Genomic DNA, 17722 nt, shown 5'->3' with positions numbered 1-17722 from the left:
TGCAGAAGGACGGCTCAAAGGAATCCTTGAAGGGGAAATTCCAAAGGGCAGGCTGGGACAATGCATTCCTCTCTCGCCTGCTCAGCCTGTTCTGAAATGCGATTGCCCTGGGCGCCACATAGAGTCAACTTCCATCGGGATGGATGCCGGCGTAGTCTGCCGGCGGCGCAACCGACGGAGGCAAAATGGAAACGGTCGATCTGCTATTCTTCGTCGGAGTTGCTCTGGCGATTGGTATTATCCTGCGCCCAGAGGTCGCGCTAGTTGGCATGGGGGCCGTGACACTCATCGGCTCGCCCTTCCTCGTCTCGGTCAGCCCCTATGGCATCATTGCTGCCATCCCGATTTTCCTAGTCGGCGCGCTGCTGATCGGGTTCGGGGACCTGATCAAGAGTTCTAGAAACAGTCAGGAGTTGCGCACGCAGCATCATGAGGAATTGATGCGGCATCTGCGACGACAGGGCGAGGCGCCACCGCATGAGCGGACTGAGCGGCGCGGAAGACTGACGCAACCAACGGGCGGCCTCTGAGCCGCCCTTTTTCATGGGTGGTCGATGGCCAAGGAAATCGAAGCCCGGCTCAAGCTCTCGGCGATCGACCGCACGCGAAAGGCATTCGATTCCGTAGCGCGCAATCTCGACCGGATCGACAGGAAGTCGCGTGCAGTGGACCGGGCGCAGCGCGCGGCGGCGCGCAGCGACATGATCAACCGGCAGGTGGTCAGCACACGCGCCGCCACGATGTCGATGCTGGGCCTGAACAGCGCGGTGGCTGCGATCGGCTCCGGTGTGGCGTTCAAGGAACTGGTCAGCACGACGGCCGACTTCGAGAGTGCCCTGACCGGCATCCAGAAGAAGGCCGGCACGACGGCGGATGAGACGGCGCGGCTCGGCAAAGAAGCGCTTGCGCTCTCGACATCCGGGGAGTTGGCCGTCCCGCTGGAGGAGATCCTGTCGGCGATGGAGCGCGGCGCGGCCGCAGGCCTACCGCTCGACGAGTTGCGGGAGTTTGCCCGGCTGTCGGCGATGGCAGCCGATGCGTTCGAAATGAGCGCCGAGGAAGTCGGCAACGCCGCCGCCGGCTTCAAGGTGTCCATGGGCATCTCCATGGGCGGCATGGAGGAATATTTCGGCCTGATCAATAAGCTTGCCGACAGCGGCATAGCCGACGAGCGCGACATCGTCAGCTTCCTTGATCGGGCCGGGGCACAGCTGAAGCTGTTCGGGCTTTCTGCGGAGCAGGCGGCTGCCTACGGCGCGACATTGGCGAACATCAAGATGGAGCCGGAGGTTGCGGCCCGGATGATGAACACGCTGACGGATCGTCTTCTGTCGCCCGGCTCGGACAAGGCCGCAGCCGCGCTGGAAAGCATCGTCGGGAACATCGATGCGTTCCAGGACATCCTGAAAACCGATGCCAACAAAGCGATTGAGGTATTTCTCGATCACGTTTCCGAACTCGACAAGTTCGAGCAGTCGGAGATGGTGACTGGTCTTCTCGGGCAGGGCTTTTCCGATGAAGTTCGGCGTCTCGTCGTGGCCCGGGATGAACTGGCCCGCAACCAGCAGATTGCGCTGGACCGGGCTTCCTGGAAGGGTTCGCTCGGCGAATCCTACGATCTGAAGCTCGACGACTTCTGGTCGCAGTTCCAGCTGCTGAAGAACGAATTCAAGAAGCTGACGATCGATGTCGGCATGACCGGCATGCCTGCGATGAAGGAGGCGCTGGAAGGCGCTCGCGAGATCGCTCAGGAGATCGGCATCGGGCTTGAAAACCTCAAGGCCGATGTGAACCTCGACGAGGTGATCGAAGCGAAGGATGCGGTCGCCGATCTGATCACCGAGATCAATAGCCTGATGGCGATGGGCAGTGACAATCCGCCCATCCAGGAGTTCTTTGCCAATCTCGCGACGACCGTCAACGGTGTCGCTTCGGCGGTCGGTCTGATCAAAGACGGCGCGCAGTTGCTCGGCCTTGCCGAAGACGATGGCGACACGGCGAGCGATAGCTTCGACCGCCTCCTGTCCGCCGGCAAGGCGGCGCAGGTGGCAAACCCGATCGATGCGTTGGGCCGTGGCTTCATCGACCGCTTCCTCGGCCGTGAGGATGAGAAAACCGAGACCATCCTGAAGGCTGGCGACATCGAGCCCGTTGCGGCGCGAACCGGCGGCCCGCTTGGCGTCAGCACCGGCGCGACCGCGGTGCCAGGCGCTCGGCCGGATCCGGCGGCCGTGGCGGCCGATGTCGCGAAGCTGCAGGAGATAGCGGGCCGGTCGTCGAAGGGGTCCATCGAGGCGCCTCCACTTTCCTATCCGACGTCGTCGCCCTTCGGCGGCATGCCTCAGGACCGGATGCAGTCACTTGATTCCTTCATTGACGGGCCGGAGGAGTTTCGGTCTGCCATCGAGGGTGCAGGCGACGCGCTCGCGCTCGACGGTGAAGCCGCGGGGCAGAGCATCGCCCAAGGCGGCGCACAACTCGATGCGCAGGGAGAGGCAGCCGGCGCGGCCATTCGCAGTGCGGCCGACTACATCGCTGCGCAGATCCGCGCCGCGCTGCAGACGCCGGTCAAGGTGAATATGCCATCCGGCGGCTCGCTGATTGGCAGCATGGCTGGCGCACCACCTTCAGGGAATATGGGGCAATCCATGCCGGACGCTGGCATCGCTGGAGGGCAGTGATGACGCCCGTCGCATCGACGGAAAACGGTTCTAGCGGCTCTTGTCGAGCCATTTGGACAGATCGTCAGTGACGTCCGTCGGCGGCTCTGTCTCTTCGAAGCCGACGTCGCCGACTGCCTCAATCGCATCCTTCACGTGCTGAGGTGCGCACCAATCGACCACCATCTCGTGCCTGCGATCGGCATTTTCTTCCATCCGCCGGAGCTGCATTCGCAGCTCCTTCACCTCGAGCATGAGGTCGAGGATCAGGGTCTTCAGCGGGCGGTCGAGATCAGTTGCCATCGGGGGCTCCGAATCGTTTGCCATGACCGCGAATCTATCAATCTTGTGAAGGAATGCCACGATGGACGCTGACCTGACCCTGACAACCGCATGGACCGAGATCGCCACGGCGGCGGAATGGGTCATCTGCCAGAACAAGGGCGTGGGATCGGTGCTGATCTTCGTCGGACATTGAGGCGGATATACAGGCGGCGTACCCGAACGATTACGTCGAAACGACCTCGATCTCCAAATGGTACGGGAGCGGCAATGCGCAGGACGAGACTGACATCGCCAATGGCATCTGGCCGTCTTCCCTGCGCGACGACGAAGTTCATCCCAACGTAGCAGGACAGAACCTGCTGGCGTCAATCACCGCAGCGGCGATCGTCGAGCGGAATTGGGTAGGCAGTCGACCTTTGCTCAACCTGATGCCGCCGCGCATTCGCAAGGACGGAGATACACTAACCGCCTTCGACGGCATTTGGCGGTCCTATCCCGCCGCGACCACCACCCGCCAGTGGTACAAGGATGGTGTTGCGCTGTCGGGCGAGACCGGCGAAACCTACACGCTGACCGGCACCGAAGCCGACAATGCTTTCACCGTCACTGTGACGGCCACCGGCAACGGAATGGCCAACATGGCGTCCAACGAGATCATGGTTGGCTCGACCAGCCCGCTAACCAATCCGCGTTATGCGGGGATGGCTGCGGTGGGCGACTTCCGTGAGCGCGTCTACATTCTCCCGACTGTGACCAGCGGCACCGATGCGGAAATCCTCGCTTCGCGCGCAGAAGTGACGGAAGCCACGTTCTTCGCCCTGTTTACCGACGATGCCACGAACACGCCCACGTTCTCGACAGTCAACGGCGTCCAGCAGCTTGAGATTGCCGAAACAGACAACTTCCGCCTGCCATTGGCGATGGAAACAGTATTTGAGCGATCGGCAGCTACTGTGCTTATTCAGGGACAAGCGGTGCTGGAGGACTACGGCCGCATTCTTGGTGGTTCGGGTAACAGGTCGATCCTCTACCCCATCTCAAGGACGGCTGTCGGCACGTCCCCTGTTGATGCCGCGGCTGCACTCGGCAATAGCGGCAACTTTAATGGTTCGTTCGGTGTAATGCTTGCATTCGACGGGACAGGTCGTGCATTCAACGGCAATGGTGGCACTGTAACCACAGACAGCACCGTACCCGACATGCGCGATGAACTTTGGCTCGGACGGTGCGGCACGGATGCAGTCTGGAACCCGCGCGGCGATGGCTACTACGACCTGATCGGAGTCTACGCCAGCCGTCTTGCAGACGCGGAGCTGCCCGGCAAGGGCGTAATCTACGCCAATGCAGTCGCATAATGACGCCTGACGATCTCGCCGCCCATCGCGGCACCTCTGATCCGAACCATCCCGTTAACGATCACCTAACCACCTGACGACGTAACGCCGTGGAAACCATCCGCGCGTCCTTCTCTCGCTGGCCCGCCGCTTCAGTGTCGCCGTTCGAAGAGAGCGAGAGGAGGCGACAGTGGAAGACGACGACAAGGGAGCCATCGGCTGCGCCAGAGCCGGCCTGATTCTCATGATCGTGTGCATCCTGTTCTGGGGTGTTCTAATCGAATGGATCGTCTAGTCAGACCTCGCTGCTGCTTTCGGCATATTGAGCGCCGCTCTGACAGCATTCAGTTGTGGATAATGATCATTCCTTAAGTTTCAGACCAGCTTCCGATGCCGAATCATAGTCATATGGCCTCGGGGGAGATCGCTATGTCTTTTCATTTCCACACGCGCAGGCACGAATCAGAAGATTCGCTGAACGTCGCCCGTGGAATAAAGAACGGCTTGGTGATTAGCGCGATTTTGTGGATCGGCATTCTAGCGTTTGCGTGGGCGATACTCGCCTGACTGGCGGCCCGGCAGCATTACTCATGGGGGGCATTGCCGCCGAGCCTAGTCACGGATTGAGGTCACTCCCTCCGTGACTGATTGATCATACCACAGCTGGCGCGAAGGCGTCTTTCATACCCGTCCCGGTCAGCCGTGGCGGGTTTTTTCATGTGAGGGCAAAGCCGATGCGTGACTGGAGCCAGGCCTTTCGCCGCGCGTCGTTTCGCGGCGTCACCTTCTGGGTGGATCGGGACACTCCGGATTTCGGGCGCAGGGTGGCGGTCCATGACATTTCCGGCGGAGGCAACACCGTCGAGGACACCGGCGCCAAGATCCCGATCTACCGGGTCGATGCCTATGTCGCCTCCGATGCCGCCGATATTGAGGGCCGTGCGCTTGAGCTGGTCTGCCAGGTGTCGGGCCCGGGGTTTCTCACGCTGCCAATGGATCCCGGTCTGATCGCCAATTGCACGGTCTGCCGGCGCGATCGTCGGAAGGACAAGAATGGCCTGATTGCCTACGACCTCGAGTTCCTCGTCCCTACCGGTGCGGTGCCATCGGTACTCGGTGCTGTCCCATCGCTGCGGGGCATCGTGACCGGCGCTGCGGCCGCCATCACATCCTCCTTCGCCTCGGTGTTCTGACATGGCCACTCGCGCCAGCATCTTCCTTGCCCGCGATTGGCTCGGCGCGATCGGCGACCGTCGCTGCGCGGATTCTGACGACCTGACGCTGATCGCCCGGGCGCTTGCGGTCGTGCAGCCGGGCGCCGGATCGGCCGCGGCGGGTGCGATGCTCGACGCGGGACGGATCATTGGCGAGGGCGGGGACCCTGTGGGCGTGCTCGACGACACTGAGCAGCCGTCGGAAACCGGCGAGCCAGCGATCGACGGCTTCGTGACCGTCCTCGCCGTGACGATGGCCGCTTATGCCTTCGTGCGGCGGGACTATCCGTCATCGCAGGACGCGGCGGCAGCGCGCGAGAATCTGCTGGCGCGCGCGGCACTGGCTTACGAACTGGCCGGGCCGAACCTGTCCGATGAGGTGTTTGGTTATCTGACCGCGCTTGTCGGCGAGGCGGCATTGCAGTTGTCCCGCACCGCCGCCGATCGGGCGCCGCTGGTGCGGGTGGAGACGGGTCTATCGCTGCCGTCGACGCTGCTCGCCTGGCAGCTCTACAGCGACCCGGCGCGGGCGGCGGAGATCGTCGACCGCAACAAGGTGGCCACGCCTGCTGTCATGCCCACGGCCTTTGAGGCGATCGCGCCATGACGCTCGAAATCATCGAGATCAGGTGCGCGGGGCAGACCCTGGCGCATACGCGGTTTGCCGGCACGCAGGCGGTTGATAAGGCAGTGCGTAACGCCACAGCATCGATCGTCCCGACCGGCCCGGGCCTGCCCTGCCTGCCTGGCGACGAGACGGTGATCCGGTTCTCCGGTGATCTCTTCCTGACCGGCTATGTGCAGGACGTGCGGCCTGCCCATGGCCCCGAGGAGCGAACCTACGACGTGACCTTCGTTTCGCGAACGATCGACAACACCGAGGCGTCTGTCGATCATCCGACCGGAGATGTCGAGAATTGCACGCTGAAGGATATCGCCGAGCAGTTCGATACCCTGGGGATCGGCGTCGAGTGCGATATCGAGGGGCTGAAGAAAGCCTATCACAAGCTCGATACTGGCCAGACCTGGTTCCAAACGGTCGAGCGTGAGGCCCGCTCGCAGGGCGCCCTGATCTATGACACGCCGGAGGGCAAGCACCGGATCGCCAACGAGCCAACCGGGCGTCATGCCGGCGCCCTGGTGCGCGGCCTCGATCCGTACAAGAGCGGCTCGGCGCAGCTGACCATGGCCGGGAGGTTCTCCGAAGTGAAGATCCGCGGGCAGGCGGCGACCGGCACCAAGGCCGCATCGTTGCGCCCGCAGGCCGTCGCGTCTGATCCCGGCGTCCCGCGCAAGCGGCCGCTGATCAAGCTCCTGGAGGGCGAGGCGGATTCCTCGCGCATGAAGAAGCGCGCCGCCAACGAGGCGCGGCGCTCGGCCGGGAAGGGCACCACCGCGACGATCGTGGTGCGCGGTTTTCGCGACGAGAAGGGACGCCTCTGGGAGCCGCACTTCCTGGTCTTCGTCGACAGCGATTGGCTCGGGATCCGGCAGGACATGGCCGTCGAGCGGGTCGTCTTCGTCCAGGACGAAAAGGGCACCGTCGCCACGCTGTCGCTGGTCGACCCGCGGGCGCTGGGCGGCGAAAACCCGCGCGGGGAAAGCGCCGCGGCCTGGAGCGCGCCGTCGGCGCTCGAGCCAGAATTTCAGGAGATGTAGATGGCCGACGGCAATCTGACCCGCTTCGAGTTCGACGGGACGGTCGAGCACGAAGGAGGCCAGCAATTCGTGAGCGGGCAGGGCTATGGCGGCGATCGCTGGAAACGGATGCACCGGCCGGGGGAGCATGGCTTCGCCTCCCATCCGGTGAAGGGCGGCCAAGGCGTTCTGATCAACCAGCGCGGCAACCGAGAGAGTGGCTATGTCTTCGGGAGCGAGGACCCGGGTCTGCGTCCTGATCTGCCAATGGGCGGCGCCGCCATCTACGATCACCTCGGCAACATCATCAAGCTGGTAGGCGATGGCGGGGCAGTGTTCGATTTCGCGAACCGCACTGCGACCTTCACCGCCGGAGACTGGACGATCAACGCTCCGAATGGCGTGACGATCAACGGGCCTCTCACGGTCAATGGTGACATCACACTGGACGGCAATCTCTCGGCGACCGGCTCGGTGGTCGATGGCGACGGTGATGGTGGCGCATGAGGATCGTTCCGCTTTCCCGCCCCGACCAGCCGCAGCTGTCGCCGGACATCGTCTGGGATGGTGCGCTCGGCGACTTCGCGCTGACGGCGCCGGACGACCCGATCAACCCGGCCAGCCTGCGCGCCGAGCAGGCGCTGGCCACCGCGGTCCTGATCTGCCTGATGACCGATGTCGCGGCCGACCCGGCCGAGCTGCGCGATGACGACGAAAACAGGGGCTGGCCGGGCGACGCGATCTCCTTCGGTCCCGGCGACCGGCCGCTGGGTTCCAAGCTGTGGCTTCTGCGGCGCTCGGCGCTGACACCGGACATCGAATTGCGGGCGGCAGACTATGCACGCGAGGCGCTGCAGACGCTGATCGACCAGGGCGCCATGGTGCGCTGGGATGTCACGGCGACTGCGGACCGGACCGCAAACCGACTCGAGCTTGTCGTTCTCGGCTACGGCCGCGACGGCGCGCAAATGTTTCACCAGCGCTACGGCGTTCTCTGGGATCAGCTGCATGGCGTTCGAAGCCCGCTCTCCGTCTGAATTAGCGACCAGGGCGCGCGGTGCGATCCGGCAATATCTGCCGGGCACCGACGCGACCCTCTGGCAAAGCGTTTTGAACGTCCTGGCCAAGGCGCTGGGCTTGTTCGCGCATGAATTCGAGCTGCGCCAGCAGCGCATGTTCAGGCAGATGTTCCTGCATTCGGCAGACATCGAAAGCCATGTGCGCGACGAATGCGCCGCCTACGGGATATTTCAGCGCGCGGCTTCAGTCGCCGCCGGGCAGGTGACTACCACCGGCGCGGCGAGCAGCGTCTATCCTGCAGGCATTCGCTACGTCTCTGGCGGCACCACTTATGTCACGACTGAGCCGGCCACGGCTAACGCCCTCGGCGCGCTGACCCTGACGGTGCAATCGGAGCAGCGCGGCGCGGCGGCCAATCGCGATCCGGACGCGGTGCTCAATCTGGCCGACCCGGCGCTGTTCCCGGCGCTGGCCGCGACCGCGACGGTGGCGACCGGCGGCATTGGCGGCGGCGCTGACAAGGAAAGCATCGAAAGCCTGCGCCGGCGTGGCCTGCGCCGCAAGCGCACGCCACCGCAGGGCGGGGCGCTGTCGGACTATGAGGGCTGGGCGCTCGCCGTGCCCGGCGTCGCGAATGCCTGGGCGCGTCAGTTCTCCAACGGCTTCGGCTGGGTCGGCCTGTGGTTCACCTTCGAGGGGCGGCCAAACGGGATCCCGACCGAGGCCGATGTCGCGGCGGTGCAGGCGGCGATCGAGGGCCGGCGTCTGATCCGGTCGGAGTTCTTCGCCATTGCGCCCGTCGCGGCGCCGGTCGATCTGACGATACGGCTTGTGCCGGACAGCGTCGACAACCGCGCAGCGGTCTATGCCCAGCTTGCCGCCTTCTTCGATGCCACCGACCCCGAGACGCGGCTGCGGCCCGGTCTGCCCAACGAAAATCTCGAGATCCCGCTGGCATGGCTGTCGGAGGTCATTTCCCAGACTGACGGGGAAAGGCGGCACGTCCTGGTCGCGCCTCAGATGGCGCCGGTGATGACGCCGGGCCAGCTGCCGGTGCTCGGCACCATCACCTGGGCCTGACGGGAGCGCCGATGTCGACCTTCTACGTCAATGCCGCCTACGACCTGTTCCGAACCTTCGACGGCTCGCCGGTGATCTTCGTCGACTGCAGCAATGTCGCGGACATGGCGACGGTCGACACCCGCGATGCCCTGTCGGACCCGTCGGACGACACGCTGCGGGACATCCTGATTGCGCTGGCGCCCAAGGGCGCGGCCTGGCGCACGCCGGACGGTCATGCGTTCGTGGATCCGGATGGTTCGGTTCTTGGCCGCGCCATGCAGGCGCTCGCCGCGCCGTTCGGCGATCTCTATCGCCGCGCCTTCCAGATGACGCAGGAGGGCCGCATCCAGAAGGTCGACGCGAGCCTGCCGGAATGGGAGGCCGAATGGGGCTTGCCGGATCCGTGCGTCACCGAGACACAGAGTCTCGCGCAACGGCTGCATCGTCTGCAGGCCAAGGTGACGTCGGACGGCACGATCACTGTGGAGGATTTCGTCCGGCTCGCCGCCTTCCTCGGATACACGATCGCCATCGAGTTGCCGGGCGGCTTCGAGTGCGGCGTGTCCGATTGTGGGGGCATCGACGAGTTGTCGAACGCCGCGATCGACCAGCAGTGGACGATCTACGTCTTCGACATCGGCGTGACGCAGTTCGAGGTCGGCATCGACGAGGTCGGCATCGACCGGCTGCTCGACTTCCAGGGCGTCGAAACGCTGGAGTGCGTGTTCCGTGCTCTCGCGCCGGGCTGGACCTATCCTGTGTTCAACTATGGCGGCTGGCCGCTGCCGTACCTGATCGACGTCGGCGACGGCTTCGTGCTCGGCACGGAGGATGGTTTCGCCATCGTCGCCCCGGCCTTGCCCACTTCCTAGAACCTCGAGGACAAGCGATGAAATACCAGCAGCCGTTCGGGGTGCTCGACCCCGATGCGTCCTACGAGGACGGCAACCGCGTCACGGGCACGAAGGGCTCGATCCCGCCCGCGAAGGCGGTCGAGCAGGACATGCGAGAGCTTGTCCACTTGATCGAATATGCCGGCATCGTCCCGGCGGATGACGATCTGCAGCAGGTCCGCAAGGCGATCGAGACTTTGATCGACGCCGCGACCGGCGGTGGCGACGTCTCGCAATTTCTCACTCTCCTGATGGCGCGATCCAGGTTGCCGATCTTTCCGGAAATCCAGACGGCAGACGGCCGGATGAATGTCTCGTCGCCCGGCGCCGGAACCATCCTGGTGCCGGCGGCGGTGACGTTCCAGCATCGCGGCATCTATCCCGTGTCGACGTCGGATTATCCGGAGGTCGACCGCACCTTCGAGACGTTGGCGAACAAGACCTATCATTGCCGCTGGGCCTATGGCGCCGGCTTCAGTCTGACCGACGCGGAGGATGCGGCCTACAATGCCGGTGCCCTGCCCGAGCAAGACGCCGCCTTCGACTCCACCTACGACGATATGCTGGTTGCGCGGGTGGTGACGAACAGTTCCAACGTCGCGACGATCACAAATCTGGCGAACAAGGATCGGCTGCAGCTTTCGAAGATCGTCGATGGCGTCAACACCAGCTATTCCGGTCAGAATTTCGCGACCTTCTCGGTGACCGACAGCTACAACTGGGCTCGCACGCCCGGAACGAAGAGCCTTCATCTTGCGCAGAAGTCTGGAGGTGTCGACGACGCCGACTTCAAGGTGGCAGCGCAGGGGATTGATGGCGCTGTCGTGAGCCAGTCTTCCACGCCGACGCAGATCGTAGCTGACCGCTACGGATTGCGCACCGCCGTGATGTCGGACGACGCGAGCAGCCTGAAGATGAACATGACGGTGACGGCCTGATGTCCGACACTCCCATCAAGACGCCGGGCGAACTCACCCCGGTCGTCCCCGCACTCTCTGATCTCCTGCTGGCCTGGAAGGATGGTAGTCTCGGTACGGCCTCGGCTGGCGAGGTGCTGTCGCTGCTCACAGCCGAGTTGCTTGGCCTCGGCAACGTCGACAACACCTCTGACGCCAACAAACCCATCTCGGATGCCACAGCGGCAGCGCTGGGCGGGAAGCAGGCATCTGATGCCCAGCTTTCCGCTCTGGCCGGACTGGCCGGCGCCAATGGCGCGTTCGTCCGCTGGACCGGGACGGAATCGGCGGTCATGCAGGCCATCGTCGGAAGCGTCTCGCAGGCCGCTGGCATTCCGACAGGCGCGATCATCGAGCGTGGGTCGAATGCGAATGGTCAATATGTGCGTTTCGCCGACGGGACGCAGATCTGCTGGCATACGCTGACGAGCACCACCATCAACGGCCCGAACGGGAGCATCTTCATTTCCGATGAGGCGCTTTGGACGTTTCCCGCCGCCTTCTCATCGGCACCAGTAGCGACGGCGCGTGCGCGCCGTCTCAGCGGCGGCGGTACAGTCTTTACAGTCGACTCCGGTGAAACTCTATCGGCGACTGCGACGGGGTTTCGCGCCGCCAATTCGCAGTCGGGTGATGCTGCGGCAATTCAAGCGATCGCTTTTGGAAGGTGGTTCTGATGCGGATTAGCCTTTTCCCTCAACGCCGCGACGATCCGGTTCCGACGCTCGAAAAGACCGCAGGCGATCGGCTTCGCATCAACGGCGAGCTGTTCAACTTCAACACGCTGGAGGACGGCGACACGATTCCAGCCGGTGCCGTTCCTTGCGACTGGATCGTCGGGCCGGTCCAGCGGATCGACGGCGAAGTGCATGTGGCTGTGATCCTGCCGCACGGGCCGAATCCTTCATTCGGCGTCGCGTTCCCCGAGCCGATCACTGTCAGCGAAGACGGTGTGATCGCATTGCCATCCGATCCCGAGGAGCCCGCCAATGTGGACGCCTGATCCCTCCATCATCATCACTGCCGACGACAGAGCGCGGGCATCTATCCCAGCCAGCATGACACCGCTTCAGGCACGCAAGGCGCTCCGCGCCGCTGGGCTGCACGCCAACGTGAAAAGCTTCGTCGCCACTCTATCCGAGGAAGAGCGAGAGGCGTGGGAATATGCGACGGTCATCGAGCGCGACAATGCGGTGATCGAGAAGGGCCGCGTGGCGCTCGAGATGACGCACGCTCAGATTGACGACCTGTTCCGGCTTGGCGCGGCGCTCTAGCCCCCCCCCCGCATCCAAGAACTTCCAACGGCCGCCGTGAGCGGCCTTTTTCATAAGCCCGCCCGGCAATCGCTTGGCGGGCCTTTCCTTGTGATCACCGGAGATCGCCATGACGTTTGAACAGTGGCTGCAAAGCCGGCTGACCGCCCACGGTTTCCCGTGTGGCGCGATTGACGGCATCATTGGCCCCGTCACGCTCGCCGCACTCAAGGCATTCGAGCGGGCACATGGCCTGACGGCAGACGGCACGGCCGACCCGAAGGTGGTCAAGGCGCTCCGGGCTTCCGCATCTGCCGTATCGCCCGCGACGATGGCGGATCTCCCAGACCGCGATATCGAACTGGATGAGGCACCCGGAACGGTCAAGAACACATGGCCGCGCCAGCGGGACGTGACGAGCTTCTATGGCGCCGTCGGCACCCGGCAGACACGGGTCGAGATCCCGTTCGACATGGTTCTGGCGTGGGACAAGAGCGTCCGCATCCGCCGGATCACGATGCACGAGAAGGTCGCGGAATCGGCCGAGCGCGTGTTCCAGCGGCTCGCCGGCATCTACTCCACCCGCGAGCGCGAAGACCTCGGCCTCCACCTGTTCGGGGGCTCGCTCAACGTGCGCCGGATGCGCGGCGGGTCTGCCTATTCGATGCACTCGTGGGGCATCGCGATCGACTTCGACCCGATCCGCAATCAGCTGAAATGGAAGGCGCCTCGCGCCCGTCTCTCTCAGGCGGACGCGCTGCCGTTCTGGAAGTGCTGGGAGGACGAGGGCTGGTTGTCGCTCGGCCGCGCCCGGAACTTCGACTGGATGCATGTCCAGGCCGCTCGCCTCTGACCTCCCGAAAGGACCCCGGCCATGAAGCCGATCGCGTTGGTGGCCTGCGCCGCCGCTCTCTCCGCATGCACGTCGGTCAATCCGCAGATCCCGGTTCCGGTGTCGGAGCAGCTTGCCCGGATCTGCCAGTTCGAGCCGCTGGCGCACACCGCCTTCGTCGTCCTGGCGCAGCAGGCGGCGCTATCGCCGCAGCTGATCGCCGCCGAGAGCAACGCGCATCTCGTCGTCACCCGCATCTGCGCCGACCCGCCCACCGATGCCGCCACCGCCCTGGCCGCTGCGTCCGCAGCCTACGCCGACGTGCTGGCGGCACAGTCCCTCGCGCAAAAGGAGATCTGATCCATGGACAACGCCATCGACATCACGCTCGCCGTCATTCTCCCGCTGCTCGCCACGGTGCTGACGACGATCGCCATTCCTGCCGCCATCGCCTGGCTGAAGGTCAACAACGTCATCAAAGACGAGGCGCGGGCCAAGCTTCTGCAGTCGGCGCTGGAGAACGCGGCGCTGACGGCCATCGCACGGGCAGGGGGCTCACGGACTATGCCGGCAGTCACGTCGGACGCCACCGGTGCCGCGATCGCCTACGTGAAGGCGTCCGTGCCCGACACGGTCAAGACGCTCGGCCTGTCGGACAGCAAGATCGCCGATCTCGTCGTCCCGCATCTGCAGCGGCAGATCGACAAGGTGAAGCCGTGAGCGTCCTCAGCGTGGCGTTCTGGGGCACCGTTGCCGGTCTGGTAGTGATCGCCGTGCTTGCGCTGTCGGCGGCGCCAGGGTGACCCGTGCCGAACGCGCCGGCCCCGCGCCGCTCCACCTCCGAAATCAAGGCCGGGACAGAGCAGCGCTTGATGCCCTATGTATCCTTTGACGACCTCGTAACCGCCCTCCCGGCAATCCTTCCAACAGTCATCGCAGTCGGCGCAGCGGCCAAATGGCTTCTCATGCGCAGGGACGCGAAGCACCAGGCCGAGCTGCTGGCGGCGCGTAAATCCCGCATAGCCGAGCGCGAGGAAATGGTGCGGCAGCGTGAGGCGTTCTATCTCGACATCAAGTCCGAGGTGGTTCGGATGCGGCAGCTGTACGAGTCAGAGCTCGACCGCGGCATCAGCTTACGGACGGCACTCGCGGAGGCGGCCAATCGAGAGGTGCACCTTCAGGAGACGATCCTCGATCTGACGCGGAAAGTGGACTGCCTGCAGGAGGAGGTCGCCGAACTGCGCAAGGAGCTTGCCGCTCGAGATAGCTGGGCGACGTAGCACCGCAGGAATGAAGCCATCGGCTCCCCGTCATGCCTCAACCGTCGGTACCTTGGTAGGCGCCACAGGCTTGTCTTTTTCGGCTCAGATCACGCCGAGAATGGCCATCACCAGAACGCTCAGGATGATGGAGATAATGATCGAGCCCATGCAGCCGATGCCATTGGAGAAAAACAAAAACATCTGCCGCACCCGCTGTTGATCGCAATAGGCAACGCAGGGGATTGGGAACGGTTCAATGCCGCCCCGGACCGCGAACTGTGCCGGCATTCTGGCTGAAACGATCTGTGGCCCTTTGGTTCGACGCGAAAAGGTCCGGCCGCAAGGCCGGACCCGTCCATGTCAGTGGCGAAATGCCGCGTCTTAGCGGAAGAGCGACAGCAGCGACTGCGAGGAATTGTTGGCGATCGACAGCGCCTGGACGCCCAGCTGCTGCTGCGTCTGCAGAGCCTTCAGCCGGGTGGACTCTTCCGTCATGTCCGCATCCACCAGCGTGCCGACGCCCTTCTCGATGGAGTCGCGCAGGTTGGAGACGAACTCCGACTGGATGTCCATGCGGTTCTTGGCGGCGCCGAGGTTAGATGCGGCCGTTGTCATCGACTGAACCGCAGTGTCGACGGCGGAGATCATAGAGTCGATGTCCGTGTCATCGAGTCCGGCGGTAGTGATGTCGAGCGTGCTCACCGAGACCACGGCTGCACCCACGCCGCCGGTCGTGAACGTCGCGTCAAGCACACCGGTCTGATCGGCAGCATCGAAAAGTTCGGTGCTCGTGATGTCGATGTCGATCGTCGAAACGGACACCGTACCGTCTGCCGCGCGATTGAAAGACGAAACGACGGACTTGGTTGCCGTATAGCCGGCAGCGCCGCTGTCGACAGACAGCCAATTCTCACCGGAAAACGATGCGGAGGTTGCGATCGAGGACAGCTGGCCCTGCAACTCCTTGAGTTCGGACTGGATCTTCGACTTGTCGACGCCTGGCTCGCGCGCCGCGACGAGCTTGGACTTCATCTCGTCCACGACGTCGATGGCGGCCTTCATGCCGGTATAGGCCGTGTCGACCTTCGCCTGGCCAAGACCAAGAGCGTCCTCGACGGCACCGAGCGCCTTGTTATCCGAACGCATCGTGGTGGCGATCGACCAGTAAGCGGCGTTGTCCGAAGCGGCACCGACGCGAAAGCCGGTCGAGATGCGGTTCTGGGTCTGGTCGAGGCTGCTGTTGATCATCGACAGGCTCTGCAGAGCCGTCATCGCCGAAACGTTCGTATTGATAGAGGTCATCGTGGTGTCCCGTAACGCAGATAAATGAACAGGGGGGGGACATTCCGGATTCTACCGGTATAACGAAGACGGCATCATGCCTCCAACCACTGAGGTTGGTCCGCTATTCCTCGAATGTAGGGAAGGCGTCTTTTCAATTCTGTTAAACGGGATGGTTAACAGAATACACTAGTCCGATTCGCGTTTCACTGGCCAACTTAGGCCGTCTGCAATGTGGCGACCGCAGGGTTCCAGTTCGACACTCTTCGGCCCGGCTGCCCTTCGTGGGTGGCCGGGCCTTTCGTCGTTTCAGCGTCCCGATGCGTTCGCGTCTCGGCCAGGTCGTTGGCGGTGTCTTCCATGGGCAGTTCTCGAGGCCGGCTCGGTCATTCGGACTGCCAATAAAGCCCGAACGTCCACACGGCTCAACGCTCGACCATCCGCATCGCCGTGTCAGGCTGGTGCTGGTACCCGGTCTGCCGCTCGATCTCCCACATGACGCTGTTCCAGTATCGGCCATCGTCTTCAGCATCGACCACCTGTGCCAGTCGATGCATATCGCTAGCGACGATCCATGCCCGCCGCGGACCATGAACCTCGACGAGCGCCGTCGCTTCATGCCTGGATCCGACAGAGCTCCTGAAAATGCGTACCAGCAGACGACGGATCATGGATTCTCGAACCTTGTACCTACGCCTCGTCGCCCCGGCACTTTCGCCTGAACCCTCATCGACACATTCCGGCTTCGGCAGTCGACACAGACGATAGGCGGCTTCCACCCCACGAAGGCCTGATCACGGCCCCATAGGTGGATCGCCCCGGCTAGGTCCAGCCCGAGCTTCCGGTTACAGTCGTTGCAATACCAGACGAGACCCATCTCGTTGTCGGCCAGCTTGCCGAGCGTGTCGATCGTGTGCGGGTCTGGAGATGGCTCTACCGGCACCACCGATTCCCGTCGTTCGGCCATGGCTGTGACAGACCTTCCTTGATCAAGACCTGCAGGAGTTCGCTTCAGAAGCGCGAGCGGAAGCCAAATACGTTGGCATTGGCGGCGCCGCGCATGTCCCCCAGCGTTCCGCCGGCTCCTGAACGATGGTGCAGCCTCCAGAAGAACTCTGTCTCTCGCGCTGAAGATCCGGAGACGCTGATCTCAGGCCCGAGATAGAAGAGGAGCGTAGCGTCGCCGTCATCCATGATTTCGTTCCGTGCCTCGCGCCCGACCGTCTCCGTGACCGCACTCAAACCGACGGTCAGCGAGGGAGAGAAATGAAGGGTATCTGCGACCGGCACTCCCTCATGCCGCAGGACGATACCGCTCCATATTTCCCCGGATGTATTGTCGCCGAAGCGTGCCGCGCCGCCAACTTCTAATCCGTAGTGGAAACCGAGACGGTCTCTGAAAAGGAAGTTCTGATAGCCTCCGCCGGCTAGGAAATTGTCCTCGTAATCGGCGCCGAAGAGGTTGGCGGTCGCTGCCATATCATCATTTACAAGCGCACCGCCAAAAACGAACACTGCCTGATCAGACGAATGAGTATCAGCCTCGGCCGGTCCGGGTTGCCAAACCGCGCATAGCCCGAGAGCGACTATGCCCACAGCTGTCAGACCACCACGCAAATTACCGGCGAACTTCGAACACGTGTGACCGACTGCCATGCTGGAATCCTGAAAAAGTGTCCCGGTCTTCAGCATTGCACGGGAAATCTGACCAAGCTGTAGCATCTGCGAGAGAGACGCATCACGGGGGTTGGTGCAGAGGCTGCCGGCTAACTCTCGGAACGCTGTTTACGGCGTTCCATGCGTCTGCAACGTCACCATAGCCGATGGCGCGCAGCAATTCGTCGATGACCTGGGCGCTGTCGGATCGCGCCACGGCCGGGTCGGTTTCGGCCGCAATCCCCCGGAGCTCGGCAATCGCCTTCTCCCGCGTGTCGGCGTGCTCCAGCGCGAACCTCGCGGCCGGATCATCCTGTGGCTGGACGGCATCGCCTGACCATGGGCTGAACGTTCCAACTTTCGTCATGTTGCGACC

General features: G+C 63.6%; 26 protein-coding genes. 18 read left to right on the top strand and 8 right to left on the bottom strand.

Annotated elements, in window-relative coordinates; genetic code table 11:
* Nucleotides 1-185: 185 nt before the first annotated feature.
* Nucleotides 186-530, top strand: a complete 345-nt coding sequence (locus VQ042_RS11865) for a hypothetical protein (protein WP_331819436.1) — start codon at nucleotides 186-188, stop codon at nucleotides 528-530.
* An 11-nt stretch (nucleotides 531-541) separates the two neighbouring features.
* Here VQ042_RS11865 and VQ042_RS11860 read toward each other — a convergent pair whose 3' ends face one another.
* Nucleotides 542-895 carry a hypothetical protein gene (locus VQ042_RS11860; protein WP_331819448.1) on the bottom strand — a complete coding sequence of 118 codons (354 nt, stop codon included), beginning with the start codon at nucleotides 893-895 and terminating at the stop codon, nucleotides 542-544.
* Between VQ042_RS11860 and VQ042_RS11855 the strand changes: the two genes are divergently transcribed.
* Nucleotides 789-2681, top strand: a complete 1893-nt coding sequence (locus VQ042_RS11855; RefSeq protein ID WP_331819446.1) for a phage tail tape measure protein — start codon at nucleotides 789-791, stop codon at nucleotides 2679-2681. The genes VQ042_RS11860 and VQ042_RS11855 overlap by 107 nt on opposite strands.
* A gap of 30 nt (nucleotides 2682-2711) precedes the next feature.
* Here VQ042_RS11855 and VQ042_RS11850 read toward each other — a convergent pair whose 3' ends face one another.
* Complete coding sequence (locus tag VQ042_RS11850; RefSeq protein WP_331819434.1) at nucleotides 2712-2963, bottom strand: hypothetical protein; 252 nt, start codon at nucleotides 2961-2963, stop codon at nucleotides 2712-2714.
* 398 nt (nucleotides 2964-3361) lie between these two features.
* On the opposite strand from VQ042_RS11850, the gene VQ042_RS11845 reads away from it, so the two are divergent.
* The 16 genes from VQ042_RS11845 to VQ042_RS11770 all read left to right on the top strand — a co-directional run bounded on the left by VQ042_RS11845 (nucleotide 3362) and on the right by VQ042_RS11770 (nucleotide 14427).
* Nucleotides 3362-4300, top strand: a complete 939-nt coding sequence (locus VQ042_RS11845; protein WP_331819432.1) for a hypothetical protein — start codon at nucleotides 3362-3364, stop codon at nucleotides 4298-4300.
* Between the two features lie 713 nt (nucleotides 4301-5013).
* Complete coding sequence (locus VQ042_RS11840) at nucleotides 5014-5472, top strand: DNA circularization N-terminal domain-containing protein (protein WP_331819430.1); 459 nt, start codon at nucleotides 5014-5016, stop codon at nucleotides 5470-5472.
* A gap of 1 nt (nucleotide 5473) precedes the next feature.
* A complete protein-coding gene (locus tag VQ042_RS11835) occupies nucleotides 5474-6100 on the top strand; it encodes a hypothetical protein (protein WP_331819428.1) in 627 nt (208 codons plus the stop codon).
* The gene (locus tag VQ042_RS11830; RefSeq protein WP_331819426.1) at nucleotides 6097-7152 is read left to right on the top strand and encodes a phage baseplate assembly protein; all 1056 of its coding nucleotides are present in this window, start codon (nucleotides 6097-6099) and stop codon (nucleotides 7150-7152) included. The genes VQ042_RS11835 and VQ042_RS11830 overlap by 4 nt, the downstream gene beginning before the upstream one ends.
* Nucleotides 7153-7638, top strand: coding sequence for a phage baseplate assembly protein domain-containing protein (locus VQ042_RS11825; protein WP_331819424.1), 486 nt, complete (start codon nucleotides 7153-7155; stop codon nucleotides 7636-7638). It begins immediately after the preceding gene.
* The gene (locus tag VQ042_RS11820) at nucleotides 7635-8168 is read left to right on the top strand and encodes a phage GP46 family protein (RefSeq protein ID WP_331819422.1); all 534 of its coding nucleotides are present in this window, start codon (nucleotides 7635-7637) and stop codon (nucleotides 8166-8168) included. The genes VQ042_RS11825 and VQ042_RS11820 overlap by 4 nt, the downstream gene beginning before the upstream one ends.
* Entirely contained in the window at nucleotides 8140-9231 is a 1092-nt protein-coding gene (locus VQ042_RS11815; protein WP_331819420.1) for a baseplate J/gp47 family protein, read from the top strand. The genes VQ042_RS11820 and VQ042_RS11815 overlap by 29 nt, the downstream gene beginning before the upstream one ends.
* 11 nt (nucleotides 9232-9242) lie before the next feature.
* A complete protein-coding gene (locus tag VQ042_RS11810) occupies nucleotides 9243-10085 on the top strand; it encodes a putative phage tail protein (protein WP_331819418.1) in 843 nt (280 codons plus the stop codon).
* Between the two features lie 17 nt (nucleotides 10086-10102).
* Nucleotides 10103-11044 carry a hypothetical protein gene (locus VQ042_RS11805; RefSeq protein ID WP_331819416.1) on the top strand — a complete coding sequence of 314 codons (942 nt, stop codon included), beginning with the start codon at nucleotides 10103-10105 and terminating at the stop codon, nucleotides 11042-11044.
* Nucleotides 11044-11739, top strand: coding sequence for a hypothetical protein (locus VQ042_RS11800; protein WP_331819414.1), 696 nt, complete (start codon nucleotides 11044-11046; stop codon nucleotides 11737-11739). Before VQ042_RS11805 ends, VQ042_RS11800 begins: the two co-directional genes overlap by 1 nt.
* The gene (locus VQ042_RS11795) at nucleotides 11739-12065 is read left to right on the top strand and encodes a hypothetical protein (RefSeq protein ID WP_331819444.1); all 327 of its coding nucleotides are present in this window, start codon (nucleotides 11739-11741) and stop codon (nucleotides 12063-12065) included. Before VQ042_RS11800 ends, VQ042_RS11795 begins: the two co-directional genes overlap by 1 nt.
* The gene (locus tag VQ042_RS11790; RefSeq protein WP_331819412.1) at nucleotides 12052-12336 is read left to right on the top strand and encodes a hypothetical protein; all 285 of its coding nucleotides are present in this window, start codon (nucleotides 12052-12054) and stop codon (nucleotides 12334-12336) included. Before VQ042_RS11795 ends, VQ042_RS11790 begins: the two co-directional genes overlap by 14 nt.
* 109 nt (nucleotides 12337-12445) lie before the next feature.
* Nucleotides 12446-13168, top strand: coding sequence for a peptidoglycan-binding protein (locus VQ042_RS11785; protein WP_331819410.1), 723 nt, complete (start codon nucleotides 12446-12448; stop codon nucleotides 13166-13168).
* Between the two features lie 21 nt (nucleotides 13169-13189).
* On the top strand, nucleotides 13190-13507 hold the full coding sequence (locus VQ042_RS11780; RefSeq protein WP_331819409.1) for a hypothetical protein: 318 nt from the start codon (nucleotides 13190-13192) through the stop codon (nucleotides 13505-13507).
* A 3-nt stretch (nucleotides 13508-13510) separates the two neighbouring features.
* Complete coding sequence (locus VQ042_RS11775; RefSeq protein WP_331819407.1) at nucleotides 13511-13867, top strand: hypothetical protein; 357 nt, start codon at nucleotides 13511-13513, stop codon at nucleotides 13865-13867.
* A gap of 86 nt (nucleotides 13868-13953) precedes the next feature.
* Nucleotides 13954-14427, top strand: a complete 474-nt coding sequence (locus VQ042_RS11770) for a hypothetical protein (RefSeq protein ID WP_331819405.1) — start codon at nucleotides 13954-13956, stop codon at nucleotides 14425-14427.
* A gap of 84 nt (nucleotides 14428-14511) precedes the next feature.
* Here VQ042_RS11770 and VQ042_RS11765 read toward each other — a convergent pair whose 3' ends face one another.
* The 6 genes from VQ042_RS11765 to VQ042_RS11740 all read right to left on the bottom strand — a co-directional run bounded on the left by VQ042_RS11765 (nucleotide 14512) and on the right by VQ042_RS11740 (nucleotide 17713).
* On the bottom strand, nucleotides 14512-14697 hold the full coding sequence (locus VQ042_RS11765) for a hypothetical protein (protein WP_331819403.1): 186 nt from the start codon (nucleotides 14695-14697) through the stop codon (nucleotides 14512-14514).
* A 93-nt stretch (nucleotides 14698-14790) separates the two neighbouring features.
* On the bottom strand, nucleotides 14791-15711 hold the full coding sequence (locus VQ042_RS11760) for a flagellin N-terminal helical domain-containing protein (RefSeq protein ID WP_331819401.1): 921 nt from the start codon (nucleotides 15709-15711) through the stop codon (nucleotides 14791-14793).
* A gap of 197 nt (nucleotides 15712-15908) precedes the next feature.
* Entirely contained in the window at nucleotides 15909-16052 is a 144-nt protein-coding gene (locus VQ042_RS11755) for a hypothetical protein (RefSeq protein WP_331819399.1), read from the bottom strand.
* Between the two features lie 63 nt (nucleotides 16053-16115).
* The gene (locus tag VQ042_RS11750) at nucleotides 16116-16361 is read right to left on the bottom strand and encodes a hypothetical protein (RefSeq protein ID WP_331819397.1); all 246 of its coding nucleotides are present in this window, start codon (nucleotides 16359-16361) and stop codon (nucleotides 16116-16118) included.
* A 340-nt stretch (nucleotides 16362-16701) separates the two neighbouring features.
* The gene (locus VQ042_RS11745; protein ID WP_331819395.1) at nucleotides 16702-17346 is read right to left on the bottom strand and encodes a hypothetical protein; all 645 of its coding nucleotides are present in this window, start codon (nucleotides 17344-17346) and stop codon (nucleotides 16702-16704) included.
* An 82-nt stretch (nucleotides 17347-17428) separates the two neighbouring features.
* On the bottom strand, nucleotides 17429-17713 hold the full coding sequence (locus VQ042_RS11740; protein WP_331819393.1) for a hypothetical protein: 285 nt from the start codon (nucleotides 17711-17713) through the stop codon (nucleotides 17429-17431).
* Nucleotides 17714-17722 lie beyond the last annotated feature (9 nt).

This window comes from Aurantimonas sp. A2-1-M11 (assembly GCF_036549475.1).
Classification (GTDB): domain Bacteria; phylum Pseudomonadota; class Alphaproteobacteria; order Rhizobiales; family Rhizobiaceae; genus Aurantimonas.
This window is presented reverse-complemented; position numbering and strand designations above follow the sequence as displayed.